23 protein-coding genes are annotated in these 22,609 nt (G+C 64.0%); 11 read left to right on the top strand and 12 right to left on the bottom strand.

Features of this window, described 5'->3' with window-relative positions:
* The 7 genes from coaD to tgt all read left to right on the top strand — a co-directional run bounded on the left by coaD (window position 1) and on the right by tgt (window position 6,134).
* Complete coding sequence (gene coaD, locus GRI62_RS06695) at window positions 1–510, top strand: pantetheine-phosphate adenylyltransferase (protein WP_131452585.1); 510 nt, start codon at window positions 1–3, stop codon at window positions 508–510.
* Window positions 511–601: 91 nt separating this feature from the next.
* Complete coding sequence (locus tag GRI62_RS06690) at window positions 602–1,303, top strand: peptidylprolyl isomerase (RefSeq protein WP_131452584.1); 702 nt, start codon at window positions 602–604, stop codon at window positions 1,301–1,303.
* Between the two features lie 27 nt (window positions 1,304–1,330).
* Complete coding sequence (gene queA, locus GRI62_RS06685; RefSeq protein WP_131452583.1) at window positions 1,331–2,374, top strand: tRNA preQ1(34) S-adenosylmethionine ribosyltransferase-isomerase QueA; 1,044 nt, start codon at window positions 1,331–1,333, stop codon at window positions 2,372–2,374.
* Between the two features lie 149 nt (window positions 2,375–2,523).
* On the top strand, window positions 2,524–3,477 hold the full coding sequence (locus GRI62_RS06680; protein ID WP_131452582.1) for an ABC transporter ATP-binding protein: 954 nt from the start codon (window positions 2,524–2,526) through the stop codon (window positions 3,475–3,477).
* Entirely contained in the window at window positions 3,474–4,241 is a 768-nt protein-coding gene (locus GRI62_RS06675; RefSeq protein WP_131452581.1) for an ABC transporter permease, read from the top strand. The genes GRI62_RS06680 and GRI62_RS06675 overlap by 4 nt, the downstream gene beginning before the upstream one ends.
* A gap of 112 nt (window positions 4,242–4,353) precedes the next feature.
* Window positions 4,354–4,905, top strand: coding sequence for an outer membrane protein (locus GRI62_RS06670; RefSeq protein ID WP_131452580.1), 552 nt, complete (start codon window positions 4,354–4,356; stop codon window positions 4,903–4,905).
* Between the two features lie 89 nt (window positions 4,906–4,994).
* Window positions 4,995–6,134: a tRNA guanosine(34) transglycosylase Tgt gene (tgt, locus tag GRI62_RS06665; RefSeq protein WP_131452579.1), complete on the top strand. Its 1,140-nt coding sequence runs from the start codon at window positions 4,995–4,997 to the stop codon at window positions 6,132–6,134.
* Window positions 6,135–6,453: 319 nt separating this feature from the next.
* Here tgt and rpsD read toward each other — a convergent pair whose 3' ends face one another.
* From rpsD to GRI62_RS06610, 11 genes are all read right to left on the bottom strand, one after another.
* Window positions 6,454–7,068, bottom strand: coding sequence for a 30S ribosomal protein S4 (gene rpsD / locus GRI62_RS06660; RefSeq protein ID WP_131452578.1), 615 nt, complete (start codon window positions 7,066–7,068; stop codon window positions 6,454–6,456).
* A 190-nt stretch (window positions 7,069–7,258) separates the two neighbouring features.
* The gene (locus GRI62_RS06655; protein ID WP_131452577.1) at window positions 7,259–7,612 is read right to left on the bottom strand and encodes a hypothetical protein; all 354 of its coding nucleotides are present in this window, start codon (window positions 7,610–7,612) and stop codon (window positions 7,259–7,261) included.
* 66 nt (window positions 7,613–7,678) lie between these two features.
* The gene (locus GRI62_RS06650) at window positions 7,679–8,413 is read right to left on the bottom strand and encodes an RNA methyltransferase (protein WP_131452576.1); all 735 of its coding nucleotides are present in this window, start codon (window positions 8,411–8,413) and stop codon (window positions 7,679–7,681) included.
* Window positions 8,406–8,891, bottom strand: a complete 486-nt coding sequence (gene nrdR / locus GRI62_RS06645) for a transcriptional regulator NrdR (protein WP_131452575.1) — start codon at window positions 8,889–8,891, stop codon at window positions 8,406–8,408. Before nrdR ends, GRI62_RS06650 begins: the two co-directional genes overlap by 8 nt.
* A gap of 6 nt (window positions 8,892–8,897) precedes the next feature.
* Window positions 8,898–9,164, bottom strand: coding sequence for a hypothetical protein (locus GRI62_RS06640; RefSeq protein WP_199800084.1), 267 nt, complete (start codon window positions 9,162–9,164; stop codon window positions 8,898–8,900).
* Between the two features lie 8 nt (window positions 9,165–9,172).
* Complete coding sequence (gene glyA, locus GRI62_RS06635; protein WP_131452574.1) at window positions 9,173–10,498, bottom strand: serine hydroxymethyltransferase; 1,326 nt, start codon at window positions 10,496–10,498, stop codon at window positions 9,173–9,175.
* The gene (locus GRI62_RS06630) at window positions 10,495–10,944 is read right to left on the bottom strand and encodes an RpiB/LacA/LacB family sugar-phosphate isomerase (RefSeq protein ID WP_131453804.1); all 450 of its coding nucleotides are present in this window, start codon (window positions 10,942–10,944) and stop codon (window positions 10,495–10,497) included. Before GRI62_RS06630 ends, glyA begins: the two co-directional genes overlap by 4 nt.
* 120 nt (window positions 10,945–11,064) lie before the next feature.
* Window positions 11,065–13,101: an RNA polymerase sigma factor RpoD gene (gene rpoD, locus GRI62_RS06625; protein ID WP_131452573.1), complete on the bottom strand. Its 2,037-nt coding sequence runs from the start codon at window positions 13,099–13,101 to the stop codon at window positions 11,065–11,067.
* A 10-nt stretch (window positions 13,102–13,111) separates the two neighbouring features.
* Window positions 13,112–15,013: a DNA primase gene (gene dnaG, locus GRI62_RS06620; RefSeq protein WP_131452572.1), complete on the bottom strand. Its 1,902-nt coding sequence runs from the start codon at window positions 15,011–15,013 to the stop codon at window positions 13,112–13,114.
* A gap of 57 nt (window positions 15,014–15,070) precedes the next feature.
* Entirely contained in the window at window positions 15,071–15,859 is a 789-nt protein-coding gene (locus tag GRI62_RS06615) for a hypothetical protein (RefSeq protein ID WP_188669325.1), read from the bottom strand.
* The gene (locus GRI62_RS06610; RefSeq protein WP_131452571.1) at window positions 15,856–16,308 is read right to left on the bottom strand and encodes a GatB/YqeY domain-containing protein; all 453 of its coding nucleotides are present in this window, start codon (window positions 16,306–16,308) and stop codon (window positions 15,856–15,858) included. Before GRI62_RS06610 ends, GRI62_RS06615 begins: the two co-directional genes overlap by 4 nt.
* Window positions 16,309–16,465: 157 nt before the next feature.
* Here GRI62_RS06610 and carA point away from each other — a divergent pair, with 157 nt between their 5' ends.
* The 4 genes from carA to greA are packed head-to-tail and all read left to right on the top strand — an operon-like array spanning window position 16,466 to window position 22,294.
* On the top strand, window positions 16,466–17,650 hold the full coding sequence (carA, locus tag GRI62_RS06605) for a glutamine-hydrolyzing carbamoyl-phosphate synthase small subunit (RefSeq protein WP_131452570.1): 1,185 nt from the start codon (window positions 16,466–16,468) through the stop codon (window positions 17,648–17,650).
* Between the two features lie 4 nt (window positions 17,651–17,654).
* A complete protein-coding gene (locus GRI62_RS06600) occupies window positions 17,655–18,404 on the top strand; it encodes a hypothetical protein (protein ID WP_131452569.1) in 750 nt (249 codons plus the stop codon).
* The gene (gene carB, locus GRI62_RS06595) at window positions 18,404–21,727 is read left to right on the top strand and encodes a carbamoyl-phosphate synthase large subunit (protein WP_131452568.1); all 3,324 of its coding nucleotides are present in this window, start codon (window positions 18,404–18,406) and stop codon (window positions 21,725–21,727) included. Before GRI62_RS06600 ends, carB begins: the two co-directional genes overlap by 1 nt.
* Window positions 21,728–21,787: 60 nt before the next feature.
* The gene (gene greA / locus GRI62_RS06590; RefSeq protein ID WP_188669326.1) at window positions 21,788–22,294 is read left to right on the top strand and encodes a transcription elongation factor GreA; all 507 of its coding nucleotides are present in this window, start codon (window positions 21,788–21,790) and stop codon (window positions 22,292–22,294) included.
* 56 nt (window positions 22,295–22,350) lie between these two features.
* On the opposite strand, the gene GRI62_RS06585 is transcribed toward greA, so the two are convergent.
* Window positions 22,351–22,593, bottom strand: a complete 243-nt coding sequence (locus tag GRI62_RS06585; RefSeq protein ID WP_131452566.1) for a DUF4170 domain-containing protein — start codon at window positions 22,591–22,593, stop codon at window positions 22,351–22,353.
* Window positions 22,594–22,609 lie beyond the last annotated feature (16 nt).

The following is a 22,609-nucleotide window of genomic DNA, read 5'->3' as shown; positions in this document are numbered from 1 at the left end:
GTGGAACGCATCGGCCTTTACCCCGGCACCTTCGATCCCGTGACGCTCGGCCATGCCGACATCATCCGGCGGGGCGCCAAGCTGGTGGACCGGCTGATTGTCGGCGTCACCACCAATCCCAGCAAGACCGCGATGTTTTCCACTGATGAGCGGCTGGACATGATGCGCGGCGAGACCGCGCGCCTCGGGCTGGATAACGTCGAGATCGTCGGGTTCGATGCCCTGCTTATGACCTTTGCCGAAAAATGCGGCGCCAGCGTCATCATTCGCGGGCTGCGGGCCGTTGCCGACTTCGAATACGAATACCAGATGGCCGGGATGAACCAGCAGTTGAACGACCGGGTCGAAACGGTTTTCCTGATGGCCGACACCGCGCTGCAACCCATCGCCAGCAAACTGGTCAAGGAAATCGCCCTTTACGGCGGCGATATAGCGCCGTTCGTCAGCGCGGAGGTGAAGGCCGAGGTGGATGCCCGCGTAACGAAGATCGGGCGCAAGGGCGAGTTCTGACCGGCGGCCGTGCGCGGCAACATGTTCATTGAACTGTCAGCCGCCCGTCCGTAAAGGCGGCGATCACAACCGAACCATTCCGGATCCACGAATGCTCCGCTCCACCTTTGCCGCGGCTCTTGCTGCAACGCTTTCGCTTTCCGCGCCCGCCCTTGCGCAGGATACCGCGCTTACTCCGGCGCTGGATACCACGGAGGCCGCCAACGCCCAGGCGCAGCAAATTCCCCTGACGGTGAATTTCAACGTCAACGAGGATCTGGAAAACATCCTGCTGCTCGACCTTTCGAGCGGGGAACGCGTGGCGATCCGCCTGATGCCCGAGTGGGCGCCCAACCATGTCGAGCGGATCAAGACGCTGGCCCGGCAAGGTTTTTACAACGGCAACCCGTTCCACCGCGTGATCGACGGCTTCATGGCGCAGACCGGCGATCCGACCGGCACCGGCCAGGGCGGCTCGCCCCTGCCGGACATGGAGGAGGAGTTCAACTTCCTGCCCCACGTTCGCGGCACGGTCTCCATGGCCCGCGCGCAGAGCGAGGATTCGGCGAACAGCCAGTTCTTCATCGTCTTCTACCCGCGCTTTGCGCTCGACCGGAACTATACCAACTTCGGCCGCGTGATCAGCAACATGGCCGCGGTCGATGCGGTCAATCGTGGCGAACCGCCCAGCGATCCGACGCGCATCCTGCAGGCCTCGATTGCTGCCGATGGCCTGCCCCAGGCGATGCCGCAGGCGGTCCAACCGGCCGAGCGTATCACGCTCGACATGCTGAACGCGCCCACTGGCGAGTAACGCAGCCCTCACCGGGGAGGGGTGCCCGTGAAGGTCGACCTGTTCGATTTCGATTTGCCGCCGGAATGCATCGCGCTGCGCCCCGTCGCACCGCGCGACGCAGCGCAAATGCTGGTGGTGCGCGGGGATGAACCCTTTGCCGACGCCATCGTTCGCGATCTGCCGGGCTTGCTCGAACCCGGCGACGTGCTGGTCTTCAACGACACCCGCGTCATCCCTGCGCAACTCGAAGGAATGCGGGGGGAAGCGCGCATCGGGGCGACGCTGCACAAGCGCATCGACCTGCGCCGCTGGCAGGCTTTCATCCGCAATGCCAAGCGCCTGAGGGAGGGCGACCGCATCGAATTCGGTGCGGATGTCAGCGCGATTGCCGAGGCGCGGCATTCCGACGGTTCGTTCACCCTTGCGTTCGCGGGGGAAGAGCCGGTCGAAGTGCTGCTGGAGCGGGCGGGGCGCATGCCGTTGCCGCCCTACATCGCCGGCAAACGCCCCACCGATGAACGCGACCGCGCCGATTACCAGACGATGTTCGCCAGCAAGGACGGCGCCGTGGCTGCGCCCACGGCGGCGCTGCATTTCACACCAGACCTTATGGCGGCGCTGGCAGCGCGCGGTGTCGGCACCGAAACGCTGACACTCCACGTCGGCGCAGGCACATTCCTGCCCGTCAAGGCAGAGGACACGGACGACCACGCCATGCACGCCGAGTGGGGCAGCATCAGCCCGGAAGCGGCTGACCGCCTCAATCAGGCGCGTGCGGGCGGTGGGCGGGTAATCGCCGTGGGCACCACGAGCCTGCGCTTGCTCGAAAGTGCGGCGGACGCGGAGGGGACGGTTCAGCCGTTTGCCGGCGATACCGCCATTTTCATCACACCCGGTTACCGGTTCCGCGCGGTGGACGGGCTGATGACCAATTTTCATCTGCCGAAATCGACGCTAATGATGCTCGTCAGCGCGCTGATGGGGCGCGAACGGATGATGGCCGCCTATGCTTATGCGATCGCAGAAGGCTATCGGTTCTATTCCTACGGGGATTCATCCCTGCTGCTGCCGGAGCGGAAGCCGTGCTGACGGGCGCTGGACGATCGTGAAGTCACAGCGTTCTCAGGCAGTTGATACGCGCTGTGCGATGGCCGTACGGTCCTGGCTGGCCTAGCCAGCAAGGGATTACCCCTCGCCCGACGCTTGCAAAACGCGGTCATGTGGCCAATTCCCGTTGCATGAACGAACCCATTCTGGAAATCCGCGGTCTCGAAAAGACCTACAAGGGCGGCGTGCAGGCGCTCGGCGGTGTCGACCTTACCATCCGTCGCGGCGAGATCTTCGCGCTGCTCGGCCCCAACGGTGCGGGCAAGACCACGCTGATCGGCGCCGTGTGCGGGCTGGTGAACCCCACCGGCGGCACCATCCATGCGTTTGGCGAGGACATCCGCCAGAACTGGAAGCGTGCGCGCCGCAAGATCGGTCTGGTTCCGCAGGAACTCAGCTTCGACATGTTCGACAAGGTGATCCGCCAGGTGCGGTACTCGCGCGGCATGTTCGGCCTTCCGGCGGACGAGGCGCGGATCGAGGAGGTGCTGCGCAGCCTCAGCCTGTGGGACAAGCGCGATGCGCAGATACGCGAGCTGTCGGGCGGGATGAAGCGCCGGGTGATGATCGCCAAGGCGCTCTCCCACGAACCCGAACTGCTGTTCCTTGACGAGCCTACGGCGGGTGTCGACGTGGAACTGCGGCGCGATATGTGGCGCCAGATCGACATTCTGCGCGGGCAGGGCGTCACCATCATCCTCACCACCCATTACATCGAAGAGGCAGAGGAAATGGCCGACCGGGTTGGCGTCATAAACAAGGGGAAAATCCTGCTGGTGGATGACAAGAACGCCATCATGGCCAAGCTCGGCCGCACCGAAGCACATTTCACCCTGCCCCGTCCGCTGGACGCGGTGCCGCCCGTGCTTGCATCCTACCCGCTGCATCTCGAAGGGGAGGGCACCCGCCTCGTCTATCGCGGCGGCGACGGCACCGGCAAGGGCAAGCGCGAGGTGGCGGAACTGGCGCAGATCATGGCTCGCGAGGGTATCGTGTTCACCGAGTTCGATACCCGCGATTCCACGCTGGAGGATATTTTCGTCGACCTCGTCGAAGATCGGCAAGGGGAGGAGGCTGCGGCATGACCCTCAACCTGCGCGGCGCTTTCGCCATCTTCCGCAACGAACTGATGCGGATGTTCCGTACCGCCTTTGGCTCGATCCTGGCGCCGGTCATCACGACCTCGCTCTATCTGGTCGTTTTCGGCGCGGCGATTGGCGGACGCATGGCGCTGCCTGGCGGCGTTTCATATGCCAACTTTATCGTGCCCGGGCTGCTGATGCTCACACTGCTGACGGAAAGCACCAGCAACGCCAGCTTCGGCATCTACATGCCCAAGTTCACCGGGGCCATATATGAACTACTGTCGGCGCCCGTGGGTGTGGCGGAAACGCTGATCGGGTTCGTCGGAGCGGCAGCGGTGAAATCGCTGATCCTTGCTGCGGTGATCCTCGGCACCGCGGCGGTCATCGTCGACTACCAGATCGTCCACCCCGTGCTGGCGTTCTTCTATATCCTGCTGGTGGCAGCCAGCTTCTCCCTGCTGGGTTTCATCATCGGCTTGTGGGCGAACGGGTTCGAAAAGCTACAGATCATCCCGTTGCTCGTGCTCATGCCGCTCACGTTCCTGGGCGGCACGTTCTACTCGATTTCGGATCTGGCCGAACCCTGGCGCACCGTCGCGCTCTTCAACCCGGTGGTCTATCTGGTCAACGGATTGCGCTGGACGTTCCTCGGCACGTCCGACTTCCCGATCGGCCTTTCGCTGGGGGCGACGATGGCCTTTCTGCTGGTCTGCGTTGGCGTCATCGGATGGATCTTCAAAAGCGGTTGGCGGCTCAGGGAATGACGTTCGTCGAACGCTCTATCCGTATTAATCTAACAGCAATGCGAAACATTGGAACCGCAGGGCGTCTCGGTAATTCCAGACATCCTACCCCCCAACGAAAGTCGCAATTGCTATGAAAAAGGTTATCTTCGCTCTCGCCACCACCGCCGCTGCCATCGCGTTGCCGGCAGCCGCTCACGCCCAGGCCTATGCCGGTGTGTCGGGTGGTTACCACGAACTGTCCGTCGACGACGATTTCGAAGACGATGAAGACTTCGACGGTCTCGACACCAACGACGGCGGGTTCATCTACGGTGTGTTCGCCGGTTACGACGTCCCCACGACGAGCGGTTTCTTCGTCGGCGCGGAAGGCAACTTCCACTTCGGTGACGGCCCGATCGACAACGAGTACGGCCTGAATGCACGTCTCGGCGTAGCCGATGCGGGCGGTGCCAAGTACTATGCGCGTGCCGGTTACCAGTGGGTCGACATCGATCCCAACGGCATCTTCGACACCGACCTGCCCGATGATGCGTTCGATGGTATCGATACGACGACCGGCGACTTCCTGGTCGGTGCTGGCGTGGAATACCCGCTCGGCACCAACACCTTCCTGCGTGCCAACGTGGACACCGTAGGCTTCGACACGGTTCGCGGCACCGCGGGCCTCGGCGTCCGCTTCTAAGCGTTCGCATCAAAGCGAAATGGGGCCGGTTCCGCCAAGCGCGGAGCCGGCCCTTTTCGTTTGCGCGTAGTGACGCTAAGCGCGCGTTCGTGACCGCTCCCCGCTTCCAGTTCACCGTCCATGCCACCGATGGCCAGGCCCGCACCGGCGAAATCGCCATGCGGCGCGGTACGATCCGCACGCCGGCCTTCATGCCCGTGGGCACGGCGGCAACGGTCAAGGCGATGAAGCCCGAAACCGTCCGCGCGACCGGGGCCGACATCATCCTGGGCAACACCTACCACCTCATGCTGCGCCCGGGCGCGGAGCGGGTAGCCCGCTTGGGGGGGCTGCACCGCTTCATGCACTGGGATCGCCCGATCCTGACCGATAGCGGCGGGTATCAGGTCATGAGCCTGTCGGACCTGCGCAAGCTGACCGAACAGGGGGTGGAGTTCCGCAGCCACATCGACGGTTCCAAACACATGCTCAGCCCGGAACGCAGCATGGAGATCCAGCGCCTGCTGGGCAGCGACATCGTGATGGCCTTCGACGAATGCCCGCGCGCGGACCGGCCCATGGCAGAGATCGCGGCGAGCATGGAGCTATCCATGCGCTGGGCCCGGCGCAGCCGCGATGCTTTTGATGCCGGCGGTGAGCACGCCGCGAACAGTGCGCTGTTCGGTATTCAGCAGGGTGCGCTTGACGAGGGGCTGCGCGCGCAGTCGGCCGCGGCGCTGCGGGAAACCGGGTTCGATGGCTATGCCATCGGCGGCCTTGCCGTTGGAGAAGGGCAGGCGGCGATGTTCGCCACGCTCGACTTTGCTCCGGCAATGCTGCCCGAGGACGCGCCGCGCTATCTCATGGGCGTCGGAAAGCCTGACGACCTGGTGGGCGCAGTCGCCCGCGGGGTTGATATGTTCGATTGCGTGCTACCCACGCGCTCGGGCCGCAACGGACAGGCCTTCACCTGGAGCGGCCCTGTCAATCTGCGCAACGCCGGCCATGCGGAGGATGAAGCTCCGCTCGATCCCCGCTGCCATTGCCCGACCTGCGCAACCTACAGTCGGGCCTATCTGCATCACCTGCACAAGTCGGGCGAGATTCTCGGAGCCATGCTGCTGACAGAGCACAACCTCAGCTTCTATCAGCAATTGATGCAGGCCATGCGCGATGCGATCGCGGCAGGAACCTTTGCCAGCTTTGCCGATGCCTTCAGGCGCGATTACCTCGGCCGGGCCGCAGAGTAGCAACCGGTTGACCCGCTCAGGCGGCGGTCTCGTCAGTCATGGCTGCCGGCTTTTGGCGAATCTCCAGGATCGTGCCGCGGTAAGGGACGAACGTGCCCGCCGAATCGAGAAAGCCTGCCCCGATGCGCCCCGCAAATGCCTGGGCAAGCGGCTGCGCATCGTACCATTAGCCACGGCGATTTCGGGTTATGTAACGATACTGTCGCATCCTTAATCGGCGACGCGCGAAAAGCCTCTCGGTTCCAGCCATACCCTTGAGCACAAACAAAAAAGGCGACCCCGCGGGGCCGCCTTCGTTGTTCGTTTCCGTAAAGACCGATCAGCGCGAGTAGAACTCGACCACCAGGTTCGGTTCCATCTGCACCGGGTAGGGCACTTCGTCGAGCGTGGGCACGCGGGCGAAGGTCACCTTTTCGTTGCCGTCGGTGGCGACGTACTCGGGAATATCACGCTCGGGCAGGCTCTGCGCCTCGATCACCAGCGCCATTTCCTTGGCCTTGTCGCCCAGGCTGATCACGTCGCCCACGTCGCAGCGACGGCTGGCGATGTTGCACTTCACGCCGTTGACGCGGATGTGGCCGTGCGAGACGATCTGGCGCGCGGCGAAGATCGTCGGCGCGAACTTGGCGCGGTAGACGATCATGTCGAGCCGGCGCTCCAGCAGGCCGATCAGGTTCATGCCGGTGTCGCCCTTCATGGCGGCAGCAGCCTTGTAGGTGGCCTTGAACTGCTTTTCGGTGACGTCGCCGTAATAGCCCTTGAGCTTCTGCTTGGCGCGCAGCTGCAGGCCGAAGTCGGACATCTTGCCTTTGCGGCGCTGGCCGTGCTGGCCGGGGCCGTAGGCACGCTTGTTGACCGGGGAATTGGGACGACCCCAGATGTTTTCACCCATCCGGCGATCGAGTTTATGCTTGGCGCTGGTGCGCTTCGTCATGGGACGTTCCTTCGATTTGCTATCCTTGCCCCCCAATCCACCATGAACTGGAGCCGAGGCTTGAACCCGGTATCGCACCGCCCGGCCTTTTATGCCGGACGCGGCCACCGCTTCACCGGGGTGCGGAGCCAATTGTCGCGAAGGCGCGCACATAGCGGCGTGTGCGTTCAAGTCAAGCAGAAGGCCATGTTCAACAGCGCCCGGATTGCGGATCGCTGGGGATGCACTGGCCGCCGGATGCGCTGCGTGTCATGCGGTTATGCTGGTCGCGCATCCGCGATTCCACGCCGTTCCATTCGTTGCGGGTCATGCAGGTGCGGGTGCGACGGGTCAGCGAGCCGGTCATGCGCTCGGTGCGGCAGACGACTTCCTCGCCCGGATCGGATTCGGCCTCGACTGGCGCTGGCGCTTCATCTGCCTCGGCCGGTGGGAGCGCCGGTGAGACGGCGAGGGGTGGCTGCGTTTCCTGCGGCGGTGAGTCTTGCAGGCTCGCCAAGCTGGAAACGAGGGCAATCATGGCGGCGGCTAGGATAGGAAACGTCATCGTGGTTTCTCCCGTGGCGGCGCTGCCATAGCATGGATCGCCGTGCCGGGGGAGAGCGTGATTGACTCAGTCCGTTGCCTCGTGCCGGATTGGCTTTTCCAAGGCCGAGAGGACGCCGCGCATCGTGCGCACCTCCAGATGGTTCCATGCTGGCTTGGTCAACATGGTGCGCAAGGTGAGGTGCGTGGCCTGCGCGCGGCTTTCAGGATAGAAATAGTTCTTGGCTTCCAGAAGCCGCTCGAGGTGATCGATAAGTCCCTCCAGCTCCGCCTGCGGGGCAGGGGGCAGCAGGTCTTCCGCCGTCGGCGTGGCGAGGTTGGCGTGCTTGGACAACTCGTACGCAACCAGGATCACCGCCTGCGCGAGGTTCAGCGAGCCGAACTGCGGGTTGATCGGCGCGGTGACGATGGTGCGGGCGAGCGCGACGTCCTCTGTCTCCAACCCCGATCGCTCCGGGCCGAACAGGAAGGCGCTGCGTCCCGGCTGCGATGGCACTTCGCGCGCGGCGGTCTCGGGCGTCAGGACGGGCTTGGTCACGCCGCGCTTCCTCACCGTGGTGGCATAGACATGCGCGCAGTCGGCAACGGCGTCTGCCGTGGTTTCGAACACCCGCGCGCTTTCCAGAACCATGTCCGCACCCGAAGCGGCCGGGCCGGCGGAGGGGTTGGGCCACCCGTCACGCGGGGCGACGAGGCGCATCTCCGTGAGCCCGAAGTTGAGCATGGCCCGCGCCGCCTTGCCGATATTCTCACCCAGCTGCGGGCGAACGAGAACGATCACGGGCGGGGACGCATCAGCCATGATCGAGGTCCCCCACATCTCTCACCGTACTGGCAAATTCCTCGAAATCGCGGGCTTCGGAGAAGTCGCGGTAGACGCTGGCGAACCGGATGTAGGCGACGCTGTCGATCTGCCTCAACCCGTCCATCACCAGTTCGCCAATGCGCGCCGAGGATACCTCGCTGTCACCTGCGGTTTCCACCTGGCGCTGGATGCCGGAAACCAGGCGGTCGATCCGCTCCTGTTCGACTCCGCGCTTGCGACAGGCCAGCGCGACGGACTGTTCCAGCTTCAACCGATCGAAGGGCTCGCGCCGCGCCTCCTGGGGGTTGGCGCCCGATTTCACCACCGTCACCTCGCGCAGCTGCACGCGTTCGAACGTGGTGAAGCGCGCGCCGCACCCTTCGCACTGGCGGCGGCGGCGGATGGCGGCACTGTCTTCGGTGGGGCGCGAATCCTTTACCTGGCTGTCGTCATGCGCGCAGTAGGGGCATCGCATGGACGATCAGGGGCGCACGCGCTTGTAGAGCATGAAACCGGCGCCCGCGATCAGGCCGACCGGCCACGCGACGAAGGGCAGGATGCCCGCCGCCACCGCGCCCACGCCGGCGCCGATCAGCACCGGTTTGGTGCTGGGATGGCTCATCCCGCCGCGGCCCATGGCCTTGGCTTCCTCGACGGCATCCTTGAGAACGTAGCGATCGATGCCGTCATGGTCGGCACGGTCCTCGCGGCGGTCTTCCGGGCGTTCTGGGCGATACGGATCGGTCATGGCTTCAACTACCTTCCGGGATAGACGGGGAATGCGTCGCACATCTCGCCGACTTCACGGCGCACGCGCTCTTCCACCTGGGCGTCCCCATCATCGCCATTGCGGCTCATGCCTGAGACAACGTCGGCAATCATGGCACCGATCCGGCGGAACTCGGCCACTCCGAAACCGCGCGTGGTTCCGGCCGGGGTACCCAGACGAACGCCGCTGGTGACGAAGGGGGAGCGCGGGTCGAAGGGGATGGCGTTCTTGTTGGTGGTCAGCAAGGCGCGGTCGAGACCCTTTTCCGCGGCCTTGCCCGTCACGTCGACCGCGGTCAGGTCGAGCAGCACGAGGTGGTTGTCGGTGCCGCCGGAAACGACGCTCAACCCATGCTCCTGCAGGCTGCTGGCCAGCGCCTTGGCATTTTCCACGATGGCGGCGGCATAGGTGCGGAATTCGGGCCGCAGTGCCTCGCCGAATGCTACGGCCTTGCCGGCAATGGTGTGCATCAGGGGGCCGCCCTGAAGCCCCGGAAAAATCGCCATGTTGAGCGGCTTGGTAAACTGCTCGTCATTCCACAGGATGATGCCCGAGCGCGGCCCGCGAAGGCTTTTGTGCGTGGTGCTGGTGACGATATGCGCATGGGGGAAGGGCGAGGGATGGGCATGGCCCGCCACGAGGCCCGAGAAATGCGACATGTCCGCCAGCAGCACGGCGCCAACCTCGTCCGCGATGCTGCGGAATTCGGCGAAATCCCACAGACGGGGATAGGCGGTACCGCCGCAGATGATGAGTTTGGGCTTGTGTTCCTTGGCGAGGCGGCGGACCTCTGCCATGTCGATCAGGCAGTCGTCGCGCCGCACGCCATAGGGCACGACATTGAACCACTTGCCGCTCATGTTCACCGGCGAACCGTGGGTCAGATGACCACCGCTGGCAAGGTCGAGGCCCATGAAGGTATCGCCGGGATTGAGCAGGGCGAGGAACACCGCCTGGTTCATCTGGCTGCCGCTGTTGGGCTGGACGTTGGCGAACTGGCAACCGAACAACTGCCTGGCTCGCTCGATCGCAAGCGTCTCGACCGCGTCGGCGAACTCGCAGCCGCCGTAATATCGCTTGCCTGGATAGCCCTCGGCATACTTGTTCGTGAAAACGCTGCCGCAGGCTTCGAGCACGGCGGGACTGGCGATATTCTCGCTGGCGATCAGTTCGATCCCGTGCCGCTGGCGGCCCAGTTCCTGCCCGATGATGCCGAACACTTCGGGATCGGCATCCTCCAGGCTGTCATGCCAGAAACGATCGAGGCCGGGCGCGGCGGCGCCATTCGCGTGGGGGGCGGGCTGGGTGCTCATTGCGCGGGCTCCTGCACGCTGAAACGCAGCTTGTCGACCCGGCGCTGGTGGCGGTCCCCCAGGAAGGCGGTGTCGAGAAAGGCGGCGAGGCAGGCCTTGGCCATTTCCGCTCCCACCAGCCGCGCGCCCATCGCGATGGCGTTGGCATCGTTGTGCGACCGCGCGAGCTCTGCGGAAAGCGGCTCGTTCACCAGCGCGCAGCGAACGGCGGGATGGCGGTTGACCGCGATGGCGATGCCGATCCCGCTGCCACACAGCGCCACGCCGCGCTCCGCCGTGCCGTCGGCGACCACTTCGGCCAGCTTGAAGCCGTAGTCGGGGTAATCGACGCTGGACGTGTCATGGGGGCCGAGGTCCGCGACTTCATGTCCGGCCTCGATCATCCAGTCGCGAAGTTCGGCCTTCAGGTCGACCGCGGCATGATCGGAAGCAATGGCAATACGCATGGTGCAGGCCATAAAGCGCGCAAGGGTGCTGCGCCACCGCAAAAAGGGCTGGGGATCGCATTCATCCCCAGCCCCGATTGGCGGCGCCGCATCACGCGGCGCGAAATGACAATTCAGATCCTATTGGTCGAGGAAGCTGCGCATCTTGCGGCTGCGGCTCGGATGCTTGAGCTTGCGCAGCGCCTTTGCCTCGATCTGGCGGATGCGTTCGCGGGTGACGGAGAACTGCTGGCCGACTTCTTCCAACGTATGATCGGTGTTCATGCCGATGCCAAAACGCATGCGCAGCACACGCTCCTCGCGCGGGGTCAGGCTGGCGAGCACACGGGTGACGGTTTCCTTGAGGTTCGCCTGAATGGCCGCATCCACGGGAATGACCGCGTTCTTGTCCTCGATGAAATCGCCCAGGTGGCTGTCTTCCTCGTCGCCGATGGGCGTCTCGAGGCTGATCGGCTCCTTGGCGATCTTCATCACCTTGCGCACCTTTTCGAGCGGCATGGAAAGCCGCTCGGCCATTTCTTCGGGCGTGGGCTCGCGGCCCTGCTCGTGCAGGAACTGGCGGCTGGTGCGGACCAGCTTGTTGATCGTCTCGATCATGTGGACCGGGATGCGGATCGTGCGTGCCTGGTCGGCGATCGAGCGCGTGATCGCCTGCCGGATCCACCAGGTGGCGTAGGTGCTGAACTTGTAGCCGCGGCGATACTCGAACTTGTCGACCGCCTTCATCAGGCCGATGTTGCCTTCCTGGATCAGGTCGAGGAACTGCAGGCCGCGGTTGGTGTATTTCTTGGCGATGGAGATCACCAGGCGCAGGTTCGCCTCGACCATTTCCTTCTTGGCGATGCGCGCTTCGCGCTCACCCTTCTGGACCATGTTCACGATGCGGCGGAACTCGTCGAGGCTCATGCCGGTCGCGCTGGCAATGTCGGCAATCTCGGCGCGGATACGCTCGATCGCGTCAGCTTCCTTGTCGGCGAACGCGGCCCACTTCTTGTCCTTCTTGGCCTTGGCCTTCATCCAGCCGTCGTCAAGCTCGTTGCCGACATAGCTTTCGAGGAAGTCCATGCGCTTTACCTTGTGCCGTTCGGCAAGGCGCAGCATCTGACCGCCAAGCGCGGTCAGCCGGCGGTTGAAGGCATAGAGGTTGTCGACCAGGTATTCGATCTTGGTCGCGTGAAACTGCACGGACTCGACCTCGGCGGTCAGTTCCTCGCGCAGGGCCTCGTACTTGTTTTCCTTCGCGGCTGGGAAGGTCTCGCCGCTCCCCATGACTTCGACCCGCTCGTTCTGAAGCTTCTCGAACTTCTTGAACAGGCTGGTGATCTTGGCAAACCGCTCCAGCGCCTCGGGCTTGAGGGCGGCCTCCATCTGCGCGAGGGACATGGTGTTGTCCTCGTCGTCGTCGTCATCGTCGCGCGACTTGGCGGACGACCCTTCGCCGTCTTCATCCTCGTCGCCATCTTCCTCGTCATCCTCGTCGTCATCGTCGCGAATGGTGGGGCCGGCCGTGGCCTCGGAAATCTCTCCGTCGCCGTCATCGTCCTCACCGTCTTCCGACATCTTGTCGACCGGCGGTTCCTTGGACAGCATGGCATCGAGATCGAGAATCTCGCGAAGCTGCATCTCTTCCGAGTTCAGCGCTTCCGACCACATGATGATGGCGTGAAAGGTGATGGGGCTTTCGCACAGCCCGATGATCATCGTGTCGCGACCGGCTTCGATGCGCTTGGCGATGGCGATCTCGCCCTCGCGGCTGAGCAGCTCGACCGCGCCCATTTCGCGCAGGTACATGCGCACCGGATCGTCGGTGCGGCCTTCGCCGGCGACCGACTTCTTCTTCTCGGGAACGTGCTGCCGCGGTTCTTCGCTCTGGGAATCGGTACCGGCGGGGGCAATTTCCTCGGGACCGTCGTCCTCGTCCTCGGCATCCTCGGCGCTTTCGACGATCTGGACCCCCATGTCGCTGATCGCGGTCTGGATGTCCTCGATCTGGTCGGCGCTCATCTGGTCCGAAGGCAGGGCCTCGTTGAGCTCATCATAGGTGATGTAGCCCTTGCGCTTGGCCTTCGCGATCATCTTCTTGATGGAAGATTCGTTGAGGTCGATCAGCGGTGCATCTTCGACCGCGTCCTTGGTTTTGTTGGTTTTGGAGGCCATTGCTACCCGGTTAATCCGTTTCCTGTTCCGCCGTGTCTCCGTCAACGGAGACAGGCGCTGAATGCTCCTCGCCCGCGCCGGACAGATCCCGGGCGGCACGTTCGCGAGCCATCTGCCCGAGTCGCGATTCGATTTCCAGCTTTCGTTTGCGCAAGCGTTGCTGCTCGGCAATGCTGCCCTCGGGATCGCTTTCGAAGCGTCTGGTCGCCGCCGCGATCGCCACATCCAGCGCCGGTCTCTCGATCAGCAGGGCAACCGCTTCGGCAAGGTCCTGTCGCGCGTCGTCCGGGTCGGAACCTTCCAGCAGGAAGGTGAAACGGGCGTTACCCGGCGGCGGTGGCAGGACACCTGAGCCAGATATGGGCGGATTTTCCCGTGCTTCAAGCGCAGCGGCATTTTCCAGCAGATAATCAACGGCACCAGCGACACTCCGGTCGCTCTCGCCGAGGGCGAGCAGGCTGTCGGCGTGGCGGTGGACAAGGTCCGGGTGGCGCAGGAAGCCGTTGAGAACGGCCTGGGTCAGCCTGTCGCGCGATGCGCCGTTGGCGCCAAGGCGGAGCCGTTCGGTCACCTCGGCCGATTGCGTTGCAGGACCGGGCTTGCGGAATTTTCCACCGGGCTGAAACGTGCGGGGCGCAAATTCGCGTTTGGGAAAGGCAAAGGCGCCGTAGCGGTCGATCAGATCGCGGCGGTAGAGTGAGCGGATGTCCGGGTGGGCAATCGTGTCGACGTGTGCCAGCAGCCGCGCCTTCAGCCCCGCCTTGTCCTCCGGCGAAGAGAGGGGGAGGGCGGCCTGCTCGTGATCCCAGATGAGATCCACGATGGACCCGGGATTTGCCAGCAACGGTTCCATCGCGCCCGCGCCCTGTTGCTTGATCAGGTCGTCCGGATCGAGCCCCTGCGGCAGGGTGACGACGCCCAGCGAATGGCCGGGCCGCAGCATGGGCAAGACCCGCTCGGCTGCGCGAATGGCGGCGCGGCGACCGGCATTGTCACCATCGAAGCAGACGATCGGCTTGTCGACCATGCGCCACATCAATTCGATCTGACTGTCCGTCAGCGCCGTGCCCATCGGCGCCACCGCATCCTCGTATCCCGCCTGGGCGAGCGCGATCACGTCCATGTAGCCTTCCACCGCGACAAGCCGGTTCGTCTTGCGACTGGCCGGCCCGGCGCGGTGCAGGTTGTAGAGCGTGCGGCCCTTGTCGAACAGCGGGGTGTCGGGGCTGTTGAGGTACTTTGCCACGCCATCGCGATCCTCCAGGATGCGTCCGCCGAACGCGATCACCCGCCCGCGCGGATCATGGATAGGCAGCATCACCCGGCCGCGAAAGCGCGCATAGGGCAGCTTGTCCTCGACATCGATCAGCAGGCCCGCCTCGACCAGCATGGCGGTCTCGAACTTGCCGAGTGCCTTGGCCATCGCCTGCTTGTCGTCGGGCGCGTAGCCGAAGCCGAAGTGTTCCAGGGTCCGCTGCGTCAGTCCGCGCCGGGCGAGGTATTCCCGCGCGCCCACGCCCTCGTCCGAAGCCAGGCGGGCGACGAACCAGTCTTGCGCAGCGGCCATGACGTCATGCAGGCTTGCCCGCTTTTCCGCCTGTCGTGCCGCGCGCGGATCGGGGGCGGGCACCTCCATTCCGGCTTGAGTCGCCAGCTCCTTCACCGCGTCCATGAATTCCAGCCCGCGCTGCTCGATCATCCAGTCGATGGCGCTGCCGTGGGCCTGGCAGCCGAAGCAGTGGTAGAAGCCCTTCTGGTCATTGACCGTGAAGCTGGGCGTGTTCTCGGAATGGAACGGGCAGCACGCCTTCCACTCCCGCCCGGCGCGGGTCAGCTTGGTGGTGCGACCGATCAGCGTCGACAGCGTGATGCGCGACTTCAGTTCGTCCAACCATTGCGGGGAAAGCGCCATGCGGATCCTATGCGCTGTGGCGGGTGCCGGTGTCGAGCGGCTTGCCGCGAACGTGGCCTATTCCGCGGGAAGATTCCCCACGCCTTCGGGTCCGGGTGCCGGTTCGGGTGCCAGTTCGGCTGTCGGCGCGGGCGTGGCGGGCGGCCAGGGACCGGTTGCGCGCGCGCGGCCTTCCGCGGTTTCCACCTCATACGCCTCGGCCGGGCCTTCCGGCGGCAATTCGGACTGCCAGAAGAAGGTGATCTCCTCGCCGGCGACCCAGCCGTCGCCGGTCTCGATGCGCCACAGCAACTGCCCGTTGTCGGTGGAGACCCCGATCCGGTAGCCCTCGCCAAGGGCGGCCTCGGCCTGTTCGCGGCTGAAGCCGATGGTGTTGGCAAAGCCCGTGGCGCGGCGGCTGGTGCGGAACGTCACTACCGGCCCGTCCGCGCCTTCTGCCGGCGTTACCCGGTGGACATAGGTGTAGAGCGCGCCCTCGCCCTGCATCTCCGGCCGGCACTCGGTCGTGAAATCTGCAACATGCTCGTCGTCTGCGGACACAGGCGCGGCGGCCTGCGTCCCGGAGGCCAGATCAGGCTTCTCGATGAAGGGGCAGGTGACATAGGAGACGATCGTGGCGATCTCCCGTCCGTCGAATTCGACCGTGCTCTCCACCTCGTCCCCGTCCGGCCCGACGATGCGCGGGCCGAGCCGTTGCTCGTCGAACCCGGCGGCGATCAGCGTGCGCGGCCCTGCCACCGTGGCGGTAGGGGTGGGGGAGGCTTTGGCCTCGGGCTGCGCCTCGCTGTTGCAGGCTGTCAGTGCCAGGGCGAAGACCAGTGGTGCGGCGAATGCCCGGCGCTTCACGAAAGCGAATCCTTCACCCAGCCGCTGGCCCGGCCCATGTCGAGCTCCTTGCCGTGGCGCGCCTTCAGTTCGGCCATCACCTTGCCCATGTCCTTCATGCCGGCCGCGCCGGTTTCAGCCTTGATCGCCTCGATCGCGGACTTCGTCTGCGCCTCGTCCATCTGCTGCGGCAGGAATTCCTCGATCACCGCGAGCTCGCCCTTTTCCTGGTCGGCGAGTTCCTGGCGGCCGCCGTCCTCGTACATCTGGATCGATTCGCGGCGCTGCTTGGCCATCTTTTGCAGCACGTCGACCACCATGGCGTCGTCATCGTCCGGCGCCTTGCCGGTGCGCAGTTCGATGTCGCGGTCCTTGATCTTGGCCGCGATCAGTCGGAGCGCGGCGGTGCGCGGCTTGTCGCCCGCCTTCATCGCGGTGACGGTTTCGGTCTTGATCGTGTCCCGGAGCATGGTCTGTCCTGCAATTTGCGTGGCTTGTTCGCGTTCCATGTAGAGCCTCGCGTGGATAAGCCAAGCGCCGCGCAAACAACCCGGTTGACGGGAACGCCAGCGGTCCCTAGCCGCTGGGACTTAGCACACATCGCCGGTTTATTTAACGGGAGCCACCATGGCCTTTCTCGCCTCTTCGCACGCGCAACCCAAGGGAGCGACGGGCGTGATCGTCTTTGCCGATGGCACGGTGGTTTGGGGCAAGGGCTTCGGCGCCAGCGGATCGGCCGTGGGCGAGGTCTGCTTCAACACCGCGATGACCGGCTATCAGGAGGTGCTGACCGACCCCAGCTACGCCGCGCAGATCGTCACCTTTACCTTTCCCCACATCGGCAACGTGGGCACCAATGCCGACGATTTCGAAAGCCGGGCGGAAGGCGCGGTGGGCTGCGTGGTGCGCGAGGAGGTGACGGGCCATTCCAATTTCCGCGCGGAGCGGCAGTTCGTGGAATGGATGAAGGACCTGGGCAAGATCGGCGTGTCCGGCATGGATACGCGCGCGCTGACCCGCCGCATCCGCCTGAACGGCGCGCCCAACGCGGTGATCGCGCACGATCCGAAGGGCCGCTTCGATATCGACGCGCTGCTGCAACGCGCAATGGAATGGCCTGGGCTGGAGGGCATGGACCTCGCCCAGCGCGTCAGCCGGGAACACCAGGAAGGCTGGGAAGGCAACTACTGGCGGCTGGGGCAGGGCTATGGCCGCAGCCCCCGCGATGACAAGCGCCCGCACGTCGTCGCCATCGACTACGGCAGCAAGGACAACATCTTCCGCAACCTCGTGCGCGCTGGCGCGCGGGTGACGGTGGTGCCGGCGAAAACCTCGTTCGACGCGGTGATGGCCATGAAGCCCGATGGCGTGTTCCTTTCCAACGGCCCCGGCGACCCGGCGGCGACGGGGGCCTATGCCGTGCCCGTGATCAAGGCGCTGCTGGAGGCGGACGTGCCGCTGTTCGGCATCTGCCTCGGCCACCAGATCCTGGCGCTAGCGGCGGGCGCGAAGACGATGAAAATGCACCAGGGCCACCGCGGCGCGAACCACCCGGTCCAGCGCGTGGGCGAGGGCTGGGGTGCTTCCGCAGGGCTGGTCGAAATCACCAGCATGAACCACGGCTTCGCGGTGGATGCTGATACGCTGCCCGAGGGCGTGGAGCAGACCCACGTCTCGCTGTTCGATGGCAGCAACTGCGGCATCGCGATCAGCGGCAAGAAGGCCTTCGGGGTGCAGTATCATCCGGAAGCGAGCCCGGGGCCGCAGGACAGTTTCTACCTGTTTGAGAAGTTCGTGGGGATGTTAGGGTGAGGTAATGAATGAACTGCATCCCTTTGTCCGGTCTATGTTTTTCAATGAGTTTTTAAAACTCAAAATAAGCACGGATTATTATCGGAGAAACGAGATCGAATCCGTAATCTCGCGAATGACCGTAGATCTTATTCAAGACACCCCGATTGCGGATGATTTCAACACCGATAGCTTCTCGTCTTACATGTTTGAACACTTGCTGGAGGCCAAAGTCTTGGTCGCAGATAGTCCTCGATATGCGGGGACTTATTATCAGTCCGATCCGCAGAGGTATCTTCAATTTCGCAACGGTTTCCTCATGCGAGATGGGATCTCTGTGACAGCAAAGAGGATCGGCGCTAGATTTTTTGAGGACGTTTTTTTCGGCTTTCTTTCTGAGCGTGGCGCCAGCGTGCCAACTGCTACTGAAGTTCCCGCCGCAGACCGCGTGGTGACGATAGATCACAATGGACCAGAATATCGTCTCGTAAGCGAGGGACTCGAGGAGCTTGGTGAAGCAATACGATCTATAAATTCTTCTGAGCTCGACGAAGCTGAGCGTAGTAGACTCCTTTCGGGTATTTTTGCGGCTCAACGTCTGTGGGAAGCAAGTCAACTCAAACTTATACAGATCAAAGTTGGTATTATTATGATCGTCGAGGATGCTCGCGCTGTCTTGTCTACGACGGCACAGCGAACAGCTGGTGCCTTAATAGTAGATGCCATTAAAGGTTTCATAAAGTCGCGTTTTCATATTGATTTGGATATGCTTTAATGCCCAAACGCACTGACATTTCCTCCATCCTCGTCATCGGCGCCGGTCCCATCATCATCGGGCAGGCCTGCGAGTTCGACTATTCCGGCACGCAGGCCATCAAGGCACTGCGCGAGGATGGCTATCGGGTGATCTTGGTCAACTCCAACCCCGCCACGATCATGACCGATCCGGACATGGCGGACGCCACCTATATCGAGCCGATCACGCCCGATATCGTCGCCAAGATCATCGCCAAGGAACGGCCCGACGCGTTGCTACCCACCATGGGCGGGCAGACCGCGCTCAACTGCGCGCTGAAGCTGGAGGAGATGGGCGTCCTCGAGCAATACGGTGTCGAGATGATCGGCGCCAAGGCCGATGCCATCGACAAGGCGGAAAATCGCCAGCGCTTCCGCGAGGCGATGGACAAGATCGGCCTAGAAAGCGCGCGCAGCGGTGTGGCGCATTCCATGGCCGAAGCCTTTGCAATCCTCGAGCGCACGGGTCTGCCGTCGATCATCCGCCCCAGCTTCACCATGGGCGGCACAGGTGGCGGCATCGCCTACAACAGGGCTGAATTCGAAGCGATCGTGAAGTCCGGCCTCGACGCCAGCCCCACCACCGAGGTGCTGATCGAGGAAAGCCTGCTTGGCTGGAAGGAGTTCGAGATGGAGGTGGTCCGCGACCATGCGGACAACGCCATCATCGTGTGCTCCATCGAGAACGTCGATCCTATGGGCGTCCACACCGGCGATTCCATCACCGTCGCCCCGGCGCTGACGCTGACCGACAAGGAATACCAGATCATGCGCAGCGCCAGCATCGCGGTGCTGCGCGAAATCGGCGTGGAAACAGGGGGTTCGAACGTACAGTTCGCGGTCAATCCCAAGGATGGCCGGCTGATCGTGATCGAGATGAACCCGCGCGTCTCGCGCTCCAGCGCGCTGGCGAGCAAGGCCACCGGCTTCCCCATCGCCCGCGTCGCCGCAAAGCTGGCCGTTGGCTACACGCTGGACGAAATCACCAACGAGATCACCGGCGCCACGCCCGCCAGTTTCGAACCGACGATCGACTACGTCGTCACCAAGATCCCCCGCTTCGCATTCGAGAAGTTCAAGGGCGCCGACAATCAGCTCTCCACCGCGATGAAGAGCGTGGGCGAGGTCATGGCCATCGGTCGCAACTTCAAGGAGAGCCTGCAAAAGGCCCTGCGCGGGCTGGAAACCGGGCTGGACGGATTCAACCGGGTGCAGAACCTTGAGGGCGCGAGCCGCGACGTCATCACCGCCGCGCTCAGCAAGGCGACGCCGGAGCGGTTGCTGATCGTGGGCCAGGCGTTCCGCGAAGGCTTCACCGTGGAGGAAATCCACGCGATCACGCACTACGACAAGTGGTTCCTGCGCCAGGTCTGCGAGATCATCCACGAAGAGGGCATGATCGGTCAGCACGGCCTGCCCAATACCGCGGAGGAATTGCGCCGCCTGAAGGCGATGGGCTTTTCCGACCGTCGGCTCGCCACCCTGGCGGTGCGCAGCGTGGGCGTAGCCGGCGGGCTGGGGGAAACGCAGGCGCGCCGCAGCGGCCTGCTGCACGATGCGCTTCGCGCCATGGCCGGCGCCACCAGCGAGGACGAGGTCCGCAAGCTGCGCCAGAAGCTGGGCGTGCTGCCCGTCTACAAGCGCATCGACAGTTGCGCCGCCGAGTTCGAGGCGGTGACGCCTTATATGTACTCCACCTACGAAGCGCCCAGCTTCGGCGAGGCGGAGAACGAGGCCTGGCCGAGCGACCGCGAGAAGATCGTGATCCTGGGCGGCGGTCCCAACCGCATCGGCCAAGGCATCGAGTTCGACTATTGCTGCGTCCACGCCTGCTACGCGTTGAGCGAGGCGGGTTACGAAACGATCATGGTCAACTGCAATCCGGAGACGGTGAGCACCGACTACGACACGTCCGAACGCCTCTATTTCGAACCGCTGACTGCGGAGGACGTGCTGGAAATCCTGCGCGTCGAGCACAGCCGCGGGACGCTGAAGGGCGTGATCGTGCAGTTCGGCGGGCAGACGCCGTTGAAACTGGCGAGCGCGCTGGAGGCGGCGGGCATCCCCATCCTGGGCACCAGCCCCGATGCCATCGACCTTGCCGAGGACCGCGAGCGGTTCGCCAAGCTGGTCAACAAGCTGAAGCTGAAGCAGCCCATGAACGGCATCGCCTACAGCCGCGAGGAGGCGCTCGCCCGGGCGCATTACATCGGATACCCGGTGCTGCTGCGGCCCAGCTACGTGCTCGGCGGCCGGGCGATGGAGATCGTCGACAGCGATGCGCAGCTCGAAAACTACATCGCCACGGCGGTGGAAGTCTCCGGCGACAGCCCGGTGCTGGTCGACGAGTACCTGCGCGATGCCATCGAATGCGACGTCGACGTATTATGCGACGGGACGGACGTGGTGGTTGCCGGCGTGATGCAGCACATCGAGGAAGCCGGCGTCCATTCGGGCGACAGCGCCTGCTCGCTGCCGCCCTATTCGCTGCCGGCGGACATCGTTGCCGAAATGGAGTTGCAGTCCGATGCGCTTGCCCGCGCGCTGGGCGTTGTGGGGCTGATGAACGTGCAGTTCGCGGTAAAGGACGGGGAGGTCTATCTCATCGAGGTGAACCCGCGCGCCAGCCGCACCGTGCCCTTCGTCGCCAAGGCCATCGGCCAACCCGTCGCCGCGATGGCAGCGCGCATCATGGCGGGCGAGAAGCTGGCCGACTTGCCGCCGATCAAGCGCGAGTTCGACTATGTCGCGGTCAAGGAAGCCGTCTTCCCCTTCGCGCGCTTCCCGGGCTCCGACCCCGTCCTCTCGCCCGAGATGAAGTCCACTGGCGAGGTCATGGGGATCGACCGCGATTTCCCCACCGCTTATGCCAAGGCGCAGATGGGGGAAGGCACCCGTTTGCCGACCGGCGGGACGATGTTCGTCAGCGTGAAGGACAGCGACAAGGCAAGCATCGTGGCGCCCGTGCGCCTGTTGGTGAATCACGGCTTCCACGTCATCGCTACCGGCGGCACGCGCGATTTTCTTGCCGAACACGGGGTCGACGTCGAACGGGTGAACAAGGTGGCCGAGGGGCGCCCGCACATCGTCGACAAGATCTCCGATGGCGAGGTGGCGCTGGTGTTCAACACCACCGAAGGCTGGCAGAGCCACAAGGATAGCGAAGGCATCCGCGCATCATCGCTGCAGATGAAAGTGCCGTACTACACCACGGCGGCGGCATCGGCGGCGGCGGCACAGGCCATAGTCTCTGTTTCGGCGGACGATCTTGCAGTTCGGAGCCTGCAGGACTATTATAGCTGAGAACAAAAACCATTCCCCCGCCAAATTCCGATCCGTTCATCCGCCGAACCGGCGGCAGAGATGGTTTTGGCGGGAGACCCGGGAAAGACAGGACAAGCGATGCAGAAAGTGCCGATGCTGGCGGAAGGCTACGAGATGCTGACCGCGGATCTCAAGGCATTGCGGGCCGAGCGCCCGAAGATCGTCGACGCGATCGAAGAGGCGCGCGCGCACGGCGACCTGTCGGAGAACGCCGAGTATCACGCGGCCAAGGAACGCCAGGGTCAGGTCGAGGCGCAGATCGCCGATCTGGAGGACAAGACCAGCCGTGCGCAGATCATCGATCCCGCCAGTCTTTCCGGCGACAAGGTCGTGTTCGGGGCGACCGTCACCGTCATCGATGAAGACGACAAGGCGCTGAAGTTTCAGATCGTCGGCCAGGCCGAGAGCGATGCCAAGGTCGGGCGCATCAGTTACGAAAGCCCCCTGGCGCGTGGCCTCATCGGCAAGAGCGTAGGCGAAGAGGTCGAAGTGACCGTGCCCAGCGGCGACAAGTTCTACCTGATCGAAAAGATCGAGTTCATCTAGGCGCTATGGATGCGGCCCAAGATGCCGTCAGCTGTCCGTGAGAGACCCTGTAGCTCCTAGCTGTGCTGCGCTGGCAATTCGGGTTCGAGCAGACGGTGGAGATGAACGATGACGTATTTCATCTCGGCATCGTCGACCGTGCGTTGGGCCCAGCTGCGCCAGGCTTCCTCGGCACTGGTGTAATCGGCAAAATAGCCGACGGTGTGGATGTCTTTCAGATCCTGAAACTCGACCTTCTGCGGATCGGTAACCCGGCCACCCATAACGAGGTGGAGAAGCTGGGGCTTGGCATCGACCATCGAAGTTTCCTTGTAG

Origin of the sequence: Aurantiacibacter arachoides, from assembly GCF_009827335.1 — a bacterium.
GTDB lineage: Bacteria > Pseudomonadota > Alphaproteobacteria > Sphingomonadales > Sphingomonadaceae > Alteraurantiacibacter > Alteraurantiacibacter arachoides.
Note: the sequence above shows the minus strand (reverse complement) of the source record. Positions and strands in the feature narration are given on the sequence as shown.